We start from the raw sequence: 13778 nt of genomic DNA, 5'->3' as shown, positions 1-13778 counted from the left end.
TTATAAAAATGTTATAATATTATGCAACATCAAATAATTTTAATTGTCCAGGATATTTTACTTTTTTTGCTTTTGGGAGTTGTTTCATCAATAAGAGTTTCAGATTTTCGGGTTTAATTTCGTTCACAGTTGGCGAAGAAAGTTCGTTACAGGTAATAAAGTAACGTGCACGTTTCATAACAACTCCCATTTTTTGAAGTTGATACGAATTAATTTTTCCAAACTGTCTTGATGCAATTATTAGTCTGGCAGAATTTACTCCTATACCAGGAACCCTTAGAATAAGTTCATAAGGTGCTTTGTTAATATCTATGGGAAACATCCATGGATTACGAAGAGCATAACTTAATTTTGGGTCTATGTCAAGATCAAGGTTTGGGTGTTTTTCATTTACGATTTCATCAACTTTAAATGAATAAAATCGAATAAGCCAATCTGATTGGTAAAGCCGGTTTTCTCTAACCAAAGGCGGAGTTATAATTGCAGGAAGTCTGCTGTCGTTGGTGTTTATTGGAATATAACCAGAGTAATATACACGCTTTAACTGTTGGTGCTGGTAAAGGTTTGAAGCAAGACTTAAAATGTGGTTATCTGTATCCGGAGTAGCACCAATAATAAGCTGTGTGCTTTGTCCTGCAGGAACAAACTTCGGAATTGAACGAATTTTTTTTGTATCTTCTTTGTTTTCGAGTATTCCCTGATGAATTGAATTCATGGGAGTATATATGCTGGTGTAATCTTTTTCAGGAGCAAGTAATTTTAAATTGGCTTCTGTCGGTATTTCAATATTTACACTTAACCTGTCGGCATAAAGACCAGCTTGGCGAATTAATTCAGGACTTGCACCCGGAATACTTTTCAGATGTATGTAACCATTATAATTATGCAAGGTTCGTAGGTTTTTTGCTACCCTAGTCATTAGCGACATTGTATGGTCTGGGCTTTTTACTACACCCGAACTAAGGAATAAACCTTCAATATAGTTTCTTCTGTAAAAAGAAATTGTGAGTTCTGTAAGTTCATCAACCGATAAAGCTGTTCTTTCAATATCATTGCTTTTGCGATTTGCACAATATGCACAATCGTACATACAATAATTTGTCATCATTACTTTTAGTAGCGAAACACATCGACCATCTTCGGTAAAACTGTGGCAGATACCGCAGTATGCTGCGTTTCCAATTCCTTTATTTGTGTTACTGCGATTGCTGCCACTCGATGAACAGGAGACATCGTATTTGGCTGCACCTGCAAGAATCTCCAGTTTTTTTATTACTTCTTCTTTCATGTGTGTGTAAAAAAATGATTAAAACAGATTTGGGATTCTGTTTATTTATTCCTAATTTTATCTTCAAAAATACTAATAAAATTAGTAAGTGATATAAAATTAGCAAATTTATTTATGAATAATTATTTAGGTCTTAATATTAGACACTTACGAAAAGTTAGGGAGCTTACACAAGATCAACTTGCCGACAAGTTAGGTGTAAATCGTGCGATGATTGGTTCTTATGAGGAAGGTCGTGCAGTTCCAAAACTTGAAGCTCTGCGAACTATTTCACATTATTTCAACGTAACTATCGACAATCTTGTGAATACCGATTTGAGTTCCGAAAAAAATAATAATGTTAGCCATAATGTTGACATTGCGGGCAAAGGTTTAAGGGTACTAACTACTCTTGTTGACCGTGATAACGAGGAACTTATTACACTGGTTCCGGTAAAGGCTTCGGCAGGTTATTTGAATGGTTATGCCGATCCGGATTTTATTGAGAGTTTACCCAGATTTAACCTGCCTCTTTTAGAACTCAGCAAAAATAGAACTTATAGGGCATTTCAGATAAAAGGTAACAGTATGCAGCCGATACCTTCAGGCTCGTACATCATCTGTGAATATTTGCAAAACTGGAGCGAAGTAAAAGATGGCAAAACGTATGTGCTGATTACGCAGGACGATGGAGTAGTTTATAAGCGTCTTTATAACAATGAGCATGATACAATAGTATTAAAATCGGACAACCCTGAATATGACCCTTACACTTTACCTGTAAGCACTATTTCTGAGGTATGGAAAGCGTTAGGTTATATTTGCTTTTCATTACCAGAACCAGATGAAATGCATATGGGAAAATTAACTGCAATGGTTTACAAAATGCAAAGTGAACTTGAAGATTTGAAAAAGGATAAGAAAAATTAAAAAAACGGTAAATACCGTTTTTTTAATTTTAAAGGCGAAAATATCTAATCTAATTGCTTCCAGATGCCATTCAAATAGCAGTAAATGTGATGATCTGCTGCATTTACATATACATCTCCCTCCAAAGGAGCAGCTGGAGCACCAAACCTTGGAGCTAAATTTAAAAGATCATTTATTGTAACCTTGTTTTGAACAAAGTCTCCATAAATTAATGGAGTTGGTGTACTAGAATTATCTATATAAAGTAGATCTGATCCGGTTTCGGATTGGCCTGCATTATTGCCAATAAAAACATTACGACTTCCTGATGAATTTCCTAGGCCTGCCGCTGAACCAACAAAAACATTATCATCTCCTGAAGTTTTGCTGAATCCACAATAATTACCAAGATATAAATTATTATTACCCGAAGTCTGAAAAAATCCACAAGCAGTACCAGCTGCAACATTACCGGATCCTGATTGCATATTATATAATGATAGTGAGCCTCCGGCAAAATTGTCATTCCCATTAATATTATTATAACCTGCTCTTTGACCTACATATGTGTTATTTTCTCCTGTTGTATTCAATATACCTGATTCCTGTCCCACAAAGGTGTTGAAACTTCCGGTAGAATTAAAAGAACCCGAGGTGTTTCCCACAAAAGTATTGAACCTTCCTGTAGTATTTGAATAACCTGTTGAATTTCCGATGGCAACATTCATATCTCCTTTTGTATTCATGAACCCTGCATTATTTCCAATAAAAACATTATAATGCGAACTGTCAGTATTTAATCCGGCCTGATAGCCAATAAAAATACTACTTTGTGATGTCCTTAAATTTTTTCCAGCCTGGTATCCAAAACAAGAATTATACATACCTGTAGTAATCGAATCACCTGATTGATGACCAATGAAATAATTCAGAGGAGTTATATTCATATAACTTGTAGATGAACCTCCTCCCAAATCCTCTACTCCAAATCCTAAGGAAGGATCTCCTGTAAAAATTCTAGTACTATCAGGTGTTACTGAAAGAAAATGGTTAGTAAACCCTTTTGCATTATTTCTGCCACTTACTGCAAATCCGCCTCTGTTTGATTTTGCACCTCCATCTTTAATATATACATGAACGCTATCTGGATAAACCACAAAAACAGATTGACCAGATGCATTTTTAACTTCAAAAAGAGGTTCACCTGGAGATGCGGTAGTACTTCCTTGTACTATCATTCTTCCATTTGGTGCAGTAGTTCCAACACCAAGTCTTTTATTTGCGTTATCCCAAATCATAGCTGTGTCACCATCAAATACACCTGCATTATTAAACTGAACTGTTTTATTTAATCCACCAGGAGTACCCATATTTAAATCGGTACTACTAATAGTAAAATTAGGATAAGTTCCACTAACTGTAGTTGCTCCACTTTGTGATAAAGTAATAGTCTGATCGGGTGCCGTATTTGAAATTGTAATTCCTGTTATATCAATTCCATTTCCGCCAGTATAAGTTGGAATATTTCCTGCTTTTTCTGAGTACAATGCATAAGGAACAGATAATAATTGAGTTGTTCCCATATCTAAATAATTTGTACCTCCTGTAGGATCAGCCTCAACCTTAATAAAATGCGAAGCACTTCCCCAAATAATTCCGGAAAATGTTCCCTGAACAGGAGTTCCAGTTCCAATATTTAGATTTACTATTCCAAATGCATTTGATGAAGCGGCATGTGTTTCAATATATTCTACAGTACCTGTTATTGAACCCGATAAAATACTTATTTGAAAATTTACAGACTGATTAATCAAAATGGTACCGGTCAAATCCCTAACCACTGCCTGATATTGAAATGATTGTGGTGTTTGTGCGAATAAACATAATGAAAGCATTACAGAAATACATAGTAAAAAAACTTTTTTCATATTAATTATTTTTAAAGTATTTAAATCAAGATATGAGTATAAGAGTGTTATTAATAATATTTTGCAAAAAACATTAAAGAAATTAAATTATTGAATAATGCCTTAGCAAATTAAATAATTTATATTTAATACGAAAATATGAATTAAAAAAGAGGCTGAATATTAGCCTCTTTTTAGGTTGTCGGGGTGAGAAGACTCGAACTTCCGACCACTTGCACCCCATGCAAGTACGCTAGCCAACTGCGCTACACCCCGATTATTCTAAATAACATTTAATTATTTTAGGATTGCAAAAGTAAATTAACGTTTAGTTAACTGCAAATTTTTAATAAATAAATAATTTTAGCAATTTTACATCTGATTGCATTTTATAAAAATTTTAAGTGAAACGTTTTGACTATTATAATTTAAGAAAATTGAGTTTCTATCTGAAATTCTTTTTACTGATACAAATTGCATTAGTCTTTTTTACAGTAGAAGCTTTTGGGCAGAAGTATACAATTAGTGGCTATGTTCGCGAGAAACGCACAGGTGAAGATCTTGTTGGTGCAAATATTTATGTAAAAGAATTATCAAAAGGAACTGTAACTAACAGTTATGGTTTTTTTTCTCTTACTCTGCCAAAGGGTGAATATCAGTTAGTAGTTTCTTATATCGGTTACAGAGATTTTACTCAGAAAATTAAACTTGATAAAGATTTAAAAATAAATATTAGTCAGGAAGAAGCTGTAATTATAGGTAACGAAGTTGTTGTAACAGGTGAGAAGACAAATAAAAATATTGAGAGTATTGAAATGTCATCTTTTAAACTTCCAATAGAAAAAATAAAATCTATTCCCGCTTTCATGGGCGAAGTGGATATTTTAAAAACCATTCAGTTAATGCCCGGTGTTTCTTCAGGTGGTGAGGGTAATGCAGGTTTTTATGTTAGAGGAGGAGGTCCTGATCAAAATCTGATTTTACTTGACGAGGCAATAGTATATAATGCAAGTCATTTGTTTGGATTTTTTTCGGTTTTTAATGCCGATGCAGTAAAGGATGTTAATTTAATTAAAGGTGGAATGCCTGCAAATTACGGAGGAAGGCTGTCTTCTGTGCTTGATGTTACAATGAAAGATGGTAATAATCAAAAATTGCAGGTTGATGGAGGAATAGGTGTTATTTCATCAAGATTAACTATTCAGGGTCCAATTAAAAAAGATACTTGTTCGTTTATTGTTTCGGGAAGAAGAACATATGTTGATGTTATAGTTAAGCCATTTTTAAAGCCAAATTATCAGGGTACAGGATATTATTTTTACGATTTAAATACAAAAATAAATTATCGGTTTACCGATAAAGACAGAGTTTTTTTAAGCGGGTATTTCGGAAGGGATGTTTTTTCGTACAAAAATAAAAAAGATGGTTTTACAATGAGGTTCCCTTGGGGAAATGCAACTACATCATTAAGGTGGAATCATTTATTTAACGATAAACTATTTTTGAATACCACAGCAACATTCAGCGATTATAAATTCGAATTTCAGGGAGAGATGGACGATTTTGAGTTTAAGTTATTCAGTGGTGTTCGTGACTTTAGTGTAAAAACAGATTTTACATGGATACCAGGAATATTGCATAATGTTAAATTTGGTGCAAATTATATTTATCATATTTTTACTCCAAGCAGTGCAACCGCAAGAATTGGAGGAACCGATTTTAATACCGGTGCAACTATCAGATATTATGCTAATGATGCTTCAGTATATGTTACTGATGAATACGATTTAAGTGAATATGTGAAAATTTCTGCAGGGGTAAGAGGAACACTTTTTCAGCAGATTGGACCTTTTACACGTTACTTGCGAGATGAGTTAGGCAGAAATCAGGATACCGCTTATTATAAAAGAGGAGAGGTTCTTGTTACATATAAACATGCTGAACCCAGAGCCTCAATTAGGCTCGTTGTTAATAAAACATCTTCGATAAAAGCAAGTTTTACGCAGAACTATCAGTATATTCATCTTGCAAGTATGTCGTCGGCAACATTACCTACGGATATATGGATGCCAAGTACACAATTAATAAAACCGCAGTTTGCCACACAATATGCACTTGGTTATTTTAAAAATTTTAAAAAGGACATGTTTGAAACATCTGTAGAGGTTTATTATAAAAGAATAACAAATCTTATCGATTATAAAGAAGGAGCAACGTCAGATGATAACATGGCAAATAATCCTGATAATAATTTTACATTTGGAAAAGGGACTTCTTATGGAGCAGAATTTTTCTTTAAAAAACGTGTAGGTAAAGCTACCGGATGGGTAGGATATACTCTTGCAAAAACAGTAAGGCAATTTGATGATGTTAATTTAGGAAAAGAATATCCTGCAAAATATGACCGCAGACATGATCTTTCAGTAACTTGCACATATGAACTTAATGATAGATGGTCTTTTGGAGCAGTATTTATTTATGCTACTGGAGATGCAACAACATTGCCGGTTGCGAGATATATGATAGAAGGCAGAATAATAAACGAATATGGTGAAAGAAATTCATTCAGAATGGCTGCTTATAACAGAGCTGATGTGTCAATAACATATAATTTTCCTGTTAAAAACAAGAAATGGGAAAAATTACTTAATTTTTCTGTGTATAATGTTTATAATAGAAAAAACCCATATATGATTTATTTTAATTCAGATGTTGATCTTGAGCATTATTCTATTAAAACAACTGCCAAACAAATTTCACTCTTCTCTATTTTGCCGGCTTTAACATTTAATTTTAAGTTTTAACAATGAACAGAATATTAACTATTATATTATTTTCAATTTCGTGGATAATGATTTCCTGTGAAAAGGAAATTACAGTTGATTTACCCACACCTGAATCAAAAATTGTTATTGAAGGAGCAATTGAAGAAGGGCAATTAGCTTGGGTTTTTGTAACAATGAACGCTCCATATTTTGATCCGGTTGACTCTGTTGCATTGTTAAATATGATTAAATTTAATGCCAGAGTTTCTGTTACAGATGGTGTGACAACTGATTCGTTAACTATCACTTATGATCCTTATGTCTTTCCTAAATTCAAATATGTTGGGAGTACAATAATTGGGCAAACAGGAAAAACATACTGGTTAAAAGTTGAGATAGGTGATAAAATTTATACGTCGCATACCGGAATTTATCCGACAGTAAAAATAGACAGTTTAAAATTTAAAGTTGATAGAAATCAGGATTCTTTAGGTTTTGTTTGGCTTTATCTTATTGATCCGGATACATTAGGTAATTATTATCGGATTTTTACAAAAGTTTTAGGACGAGATAGTATTTATCTTAGACCTTATCCTTCTGTAACCGATGATAAATTTTTTAACGGACAATTTTGCGAATATTCATTAGAAAGAGGTCGTAATCCACTAGAAGATAATATGTATGATAATAGAGGGCTTGATTCAGCAGGTGTTTCACGGTTTTATTTCAGAAAGGGCGAAACTGTAGTGGTAAAGCTTTGTACAATAGATGCTTTTCATTACGATTTTTGGTATTCGGTTGAACAGCAGTTTATGACTGATGGCAATCCGTTTGCCTCTCCAATTACTGCCAGAACAAATATTTCTGGTGGAGCTCTTGGAGTTTGGGGTGGATATGGAGTATATTTAGATACACTTCATATCCCGAATTAGGTAAAGAGATGCTGAAATAAAAAAATAATTATCTTTGCTTTCTTAAAAAAAGAATGTCATTCTGTCCTCTGCCGCAGCGGAGCGGCGGAAAAGTGAAAAATCTAATTATGCAATGAAAACCCTTTGATACGCTGCGGCGAATGCAAAAGGAATAAATAATAAAAAACATGAGCGATATTTCAACTGAAAAAGTAAAATGCCTTATAATTGGAAGTGGACCTGCAGGTTATACTGCTGCAATTTATGCATCACGAGCAAATTTAAAACCACTATTGTTCGAAGGTTTACAGCCAGGTGGTCAGCTAACAACAACAACTGAGGTTGAGAATTTTCCTGGTTATCCACAAGGTGTTACCGGACCAGAAATGATGGAAGACCTAAAAAAACAAGCCGAGCGTTTTGGTGCTGATATCCGGTTTGGAATAGCAACAAAAGTTGATTTTTCAGGACCAATTCATAAAGTCTGGATTGATGACAATAAATTAATTGAAGCAGATTCAGTAATAATCGCAACAGGAGCTACAGCAAAATATCTTGGATTAGAATCAGAAGAAAAATTTAAAGGAACCGGAGTAAGTGCATGTGCAACATGCGACGGATTCTTTTACCGTGGAAAAGATGTTGTTGTTGCCGGAGGAGGCGATACAGCATGTGAAGAAGCAGTATATCTTGCTGGGTTGTGTAATAAAGTTTATCTTGTTGTAAGAAAAGATTTTTTGCGTGCTTCAAAGGCTATGCAGGAGAGGGTATTTAAGACTAAAAATATTGAAGTTTTATTTCAGCATACAACAAAGGAAATTGTTGGTGATATGTCTGGAGTTACTGGTGTGCTTTTAACAAATAAAAACAACGAAGAAGTTCATATTTCTATTCATGGTTTTTTTGTAGCGATTGGTCATCAGCCAAATAGTGAAGTGTTTAAACCATGGGTTAAAACTGATGAGGTGGGCTATATAGAAACAGTTCCAGGAACATGTAAAACTAATATTTCCGGAGTTTTTGCTTGTGGTGATGTTCAGGATAAACACTATCGTCAGGCAATTACAGCTGCAGGCAGTGGTTGTATGGCTGCAATTGATGCAGAAAGGTACATCTCAGAGAAAAACTAGGCTTTTCACATCATTTATCATTAACATTTTTTGACTAAACAATTAGAAGTTTACACTAATTATATATGGGTGGTATCTTTTTCTTGCTTACTTTTGTAATTAATAATTTAAAATAAACCAAAATCAAATAAATTATGAGAAAAATTTCCTTACTAATTGTATCGGTTTTGTTCAGCGTGTTTACGTATGGGCAAACGATATTGATTAATCCTACCGGTGATGGTGGATTTGAAACAGGTGCAGACTTTACTGCAAATGGTTGGACAACTGTAAATGACGCTACAAATACATGGAATGTAGGAACTGTTTCAGTGCCTTCCGCCGGAACAAATGCAGCATTTGTTTCTAATGATTTAGGAGTTACAAATGCATACACAAACACATTGACTCAAGTATCTTATTTTTATAAAGATATAACAGTTCCAGCTGGTGAAACAAAAATAGTTTTATCGTTTAAATGGAAAAATAGTGGTGAGTCAGGTTCTTGGGATAGACCTTTTGTTTATACTGCTCCAACAACAAGCACTCCGGTTGCAAACTCAATGACAGTAACAGGCAGTACTGATGTTACAGGTACAACAAATTATCTTGTACTTCAAACTACCTATCAAACAGCAACATATTTTTTACCAGCCGGATTAGCAGGAACAACTTTCAGACTAATCTTTGGATGGAAAAATGATGGTTCGGGTGGTGTTAATCCTCCTGCATCAATTGATGAGATATCTTTAGTATCTCAAGCTCCAAGTCCATTACATGGAATTTACACAATTGATAATACACTTCCTACATCTGTTCCAATGCTTCATGATGGTACTGGTAATTTTGCATCTTTTACTGCTGCTGCAACCTATTTAAACAGTGATGGTATTTCTGGTGCTGTTACATTCCGCGTTCTTACAGGATTAACATTTACTGAGGATGTACCTGCAATTAATGCAACCGGTACAGCTGCAAATACTATTACTTTTCAAAAATTCGGAGCTGGTGCAAATCCAATTTTAAGACCTACCGGAACAGCAGGAACTGATGCTGGTATTACAATAAATGGTGGCGATTATTTTACTTTTGATGGAATAGATATAACTGAAGCTACAGGTAGTGCAGTTGAGTACGGTTATTTTATTAAAAATGCTTCTGCAATTGATGGAGCACAAAATAATATTATTAAAAATTGTAAGATTATATTAAACAGAGCAAATACTGGCTCAAGAGGTATTTATCAGAATGTTGCAACAGCTGCAACAAATGCTACTGGTGCAAATTCAAATAATAAATTTCAATTTGTTGTAATTGAAAATTCATACAATGGTATTGTTTGTACAGGAACAGCAGCTTTTCCAGATTTATCAACTGAAGTAAGCAATTGTACAATCGGAGCAAATTCTGCAAATGATATTGGAAATGGTGGCTCAACTTTAAGTGCATTACGTTTAACTTCCAGTCAGGATGCAATGGTTTTTAACAATACTGTTAGAAACGCAACTGTAACAGGTGGTGTTACCCTTTATGGTATTTTTATGGAAAATGTAAGAGGTAATAGTCAGGTATTTAATAATAAGGTATATAATATAACAAGTACATCAACAGCAACCACTGCTTTATTATATGGAATTAGATTGGATGTACCTGCTACTTTTCAAGGAGCAGCATACAACAATATAATTTATGGTTTCTCACATGCAATTGCTACAGCAAGTGCAACTATGGTATGTCGTCCATTAGCTGTTAATATGACTGGCACTGGATCAGTTGCCCTTTCTTATAATACTGTTAATGTTGGCTTAAATGGAAACGCAACAGTAGCTGCTGCATACATTAATGGAGGTACTGTAGTTTTAGCAAATAATATTTTTGCAAACTTTTCTGTATCTGGTAATGCTACATCAAAAAGGTATTGTATTTATAAAGTTGCCGCTGCAACAATTACTTCAAATTATAACGATTTATTTATTGCTGCCGGAACAAATAATTTTGTAGGATATGCTACTGCTGATCAGGCAACATTAGCTAACTGGCAAACAGCAAGCACACAAGATGCAAATTCCTTAAATGTTGATCCGATTTTTGTTGGAGCAAATGATTTGCATCCATCAAATCCAGCTTTAAATAATTTAGGCACTCCAGTTCTAATTACTTTAGATATTGATGGAATTACCCGTAATGCTACAACACCAGATATGGGAGCATATGAATTTACTCCTGCTTCATGTTTGGTTCCTGGAGCATTAACTGCAACAACTATTACTACTAATTCTGCTGTTCTTGGATGGACTCCAAATGGACCAGAAACACTTTGGAATATTGAATGGGGTACAACTGGTTTTGTTCAAGGTACAGGAACAACTGTAAATGGATTAACTTCAACTTCGTATAATTTATCTGGATTAACCGGAAATACAGCATATTCTTTCTATGTTCAGGCTGATTGTGGTGGAAGTACAAGTACATGGGCTGGTCCTTTCTCTTTTTATACAGGATATTGTACTCCTTCAAGTGTAAGTAATTTATCATATGTTGATAATTTTACAACAACTGGTGGCTCATTAAATATTTCAAATTTAGCATCAGGTTTTGCAACTGGTGGTTATTTTAATGGCACAGCACAGGTTGTTCAAGGTTATGCGAATAGCACTTTCAATTTTAATGCAAGTATAATTGGTGGTACAGTTGGTTTTTCTATTTGGGTAGATTGGAATAAAGATTTAGTTTTTGATAATACAACTGAAAAAGTTTTTAATACTACAAGTTATGGTAATGGTCCATTTACTGGAATTATTACTATTCCTGTTGGTACGGCACTTGGAAATTATACGATGAGAATTGTTACTGATTATAACTCTTCTAATCCTTCTTTACCTTGCGCAAGTCTTTCTAGAGGTGAGTTCGAAGATTATACAATAACTGTTACAACTCCTCCGGCTTGTGTTGCTCCAACAGCTTTAACTGCTACAGGAGTTACAGCAAATTCTGCAACTCTTAGTTGGACTGCAGGTGGAACAGAGGTTCTTTGGAATATTGAATTAGGTGTTTTAGGATTTACTCCAACAGGTACACCAACAACATCCGGAGTTACAAATCCTTATTCCGTATCCAGTTTGTTGGCTAATACATCTTATAGCTATTATGTTCAAGCTGATTGTGGTGGAAGTACTAGTATTTGGGCCGGACCATTTACTTTCTTTACTGGTTACTGTACTCCAGCTCCTTCTTCAGTTGATGGTATTGGAATTACAAATGTAACTTGTGGTACAATTAACAATACTACTGTTGCAGAAACTGGTAATTATGGTGATTATTCAGCAATGGTTGCAAATATTGCACAATTAACAACTGTTACTGTAAATATTACTTACGCAACAGGTTATACATATGATACAAAAATATGGATTGATTGGAATGATGATTTAGATTTTCTTGATTTAGGTGAAGAGGTTTATACTGGTACATCTTTAGCTTCAAATCCAACAACTTTAGTTGCAACATTTGTAGTTCCTGGTACAGCAACACTTGGTAATCACAGAATGAGAATTGGTGGACTTGATGCTGGTCCTGCAACACCTTGTTATACTGGAAGCTGGGGTTGTTTTGAAGACTATACAGTAAACGTAACAGTACCTCCTGCATGTATTGCTCCAACAGCTTTAAATGCAACAAGTATCACAAATAGTGCTGCAACTTTAGGTTGGACTGCTGGCAGTACAGAATTACTTTGGAACATTGAATGGGGTACTTTAGGATTTACTCAAGGTACTGGAACCTTAGTTTCTGGTTTAACAGCAAATTCATATAGCTTAACTTCACTAACATCTAATACTTCTTATAGTTTTTATGTACAAGCTGATTGCGGTGGAAGTACAAGTACTTGGGTTGGCCCATTTACTTTTGTAACTCCTTGTGATAATGTAAATATTTTCCCATATATAGAAAGTTTTGATGGTGCAACTTATGCCCCAATGTGTTGGTCAAATCCAAGTACATCTCCATGGGATAGACAAACTACTGGTGTTTATCCAACTTGTACGCCTCATTCAGGTGCTGCAATGTCAAGCTATAATTGCTATAATTATAGTACCGGAACAACAGGTATTTTGGTTACACCAGGTTTAGATTTACCAAGTGATTTATACGAAGTAAGATTTTGGATGTATCGCGATAATGGTTACCCTACAAATGCAGATTTAGTAAATGTTTATTATAACACATTACCAAATACAACTGGTGCAACTTTACTAGGTACAATAAATCGTTCGAACACTTTATCTCCTGTTGAAGCAACTGCCAATCAATGGTACGAATATGCATTTAATATGCCTGCTGGTTCTACAGGTAACGGTCGTTATGTTATTTTTGAAGCAGTTAGTGCTTATGGAAATAATATTTTTGTTGATGACGTAAAAATAGGTTTACAACTCAGTTCTGCAAATAACATTTTAACTTTTGATATTCCTTCTCAAACAACAAGTACAGTTGGTGTAAATACAGTTAATATTTTAATGCCTTGCGCTACAAATATTACTGCTCTAACTCCAACAATTACTGTTTCTCCAGGAGCAACAATTTCTCCAGCTAGTGGTGTTGCACAGGATTTTACAAATCCGGTAACTTATACCGTTACTGCTGAAAATGGAACATCAACTTCTACATGGCAAGTATCAGTTATTTCAAATCCATTACCTACAATTGCTTTAACAAGTCCTAGTGCTGTTTCGATTTGTAATGGTGGAAATACTGACATAACATTAGCCTTAACAGGAACAGGTCCTTGGACATGGGTTGGTGATGATGGTTCTGGTCCTGCTACATTTAATGCAGCAGCAAGTCCATTCACTACAAATGTTGCACCTACTGTTTCAACTACATATAGTATTATAAGTGTTACAGATGCT

General features: G+C 34.5%; 7 protein-coding genes and 1 tRNA gene. 5 read left to right on the top strand and 3 right to left on the bottom strand.

The features are described 5' to 3' along the window. Nucleotides 1-19 precede the first annotated feature (19 nt). Nucleotides 20-1288: a putative DNA modification/repair radical SAM protein gene (locus HY951_13950; GenBank protein MBI5541164.1), complete on the bottom strand. Its 1269-nt coding sequence runs from the start codon at nucleotides 1286-1288 to the stop codon at nucleotides 20-22. Nucleotides 1289-1402: 114 nt separating this feature from the next. Here HY951_13950 and HY951_13945 point away from each other — a divergent pair, with 114 nt between their 5' ends. After that, nucleotides 1403-2197: a LexA family transcriptional regulator gene (locus tag HY951_13945; GenBank protein MBI5541163.1), complete on the top strand. Its 795-nt coding sequence runs from the start codon at nucleotides 1403-1405 to the stop codon at nucleotides 2195-2197. 44 nt (nucleotides 2198-2241) lie between these two features. On the opposite strand, the gene HY951_13940 is transcribed toward HY951_13945, so the two are convergent. Both HY951_13940 and HY951_13935 read right to left on the bottom strand, forming a co-directional pair. Continuing rightward, nucleotides 2242-4104, bottom strand: coding sequence for a hypothetical protein (locus tag HY951_13940; protein MBI5541162.1), 1863 nt, complete (start codon nucleotides 4102-4104; stop codon nucleotides 2242-2244). Between the two features lie 181 nt (nucleotides 4105-4285). Beyond that, nucleotides 4286-4359 (bottom strand) — tRNA-Pro (locus HY951_13935). 188 nt (nucleotides 4360-4547) lie between these two features. Between HY951_13935 and HY951_13930 the strand changes: the two genes are divergently transcribed. The 4 genes from HY951_13930 to HY951_13915 form a co-directional block, all read left to right on the top strand. Then, nucleotides 4548-6887 carry a TonB-dependent receptor gene (locus HY951_13930; protein ID MBI5541161.1) on the top strand — a complete coding sequence of 780 codons (2340 nt, stop codon included), beginning with the start codon at nucleotides 4548-4550 and terminating at the stop codon, nucleotides 6885-6887. Between the two features lie 2 nt (nucleotides 6888-6889). Continuing rightward, a complete protein-coding gene (locus HY951_13925; protein MBI5541160.1) occupies nucleotides 6890-7780 on the top strand; it encodes a DUF4249 family protein in 891 nt (296 codons plus the stop codon). 167 nt (nucleotides 7781-7947) lie between these two features. Beyond that, nucleotides 7948-8889: a thioredoxin-disulfide reductase gene (gene trxB / locus HY951_13920; protein MBI5541159.1), complete on the top strand. Its 942-nt coding sequence runs from the start codon at nucleotides 7948-7950 to the stop codon at nucleotides 8887-8889. Between the two features lie 134 nt (nucleotides 8890-9023). Further along, nucleotides 9024-13778, top strand: a 4755-nt coding sequence (locus HY951_13915) for a fibronectin type III domain-containing protein (GenBank protein MBI5541158.1), incomplete at its 3' end; no start/stop codon positions are given.

The sequence above is a fragment of the Bacteroidia bacterium genome, from assembly GCA_016218155.1.
Taxonomy (GTDB): domain Bacteria; phylum Bacteroidota; class Bacteroidia; order Bacteroidales; family GWA2-32-17; genus GWA2-32-17.
The sequence above is the reverse complement of the archived record's forward strand: the minus strand, read 5'-3'. Positions and strand labels throughout refer to the sequence as shown.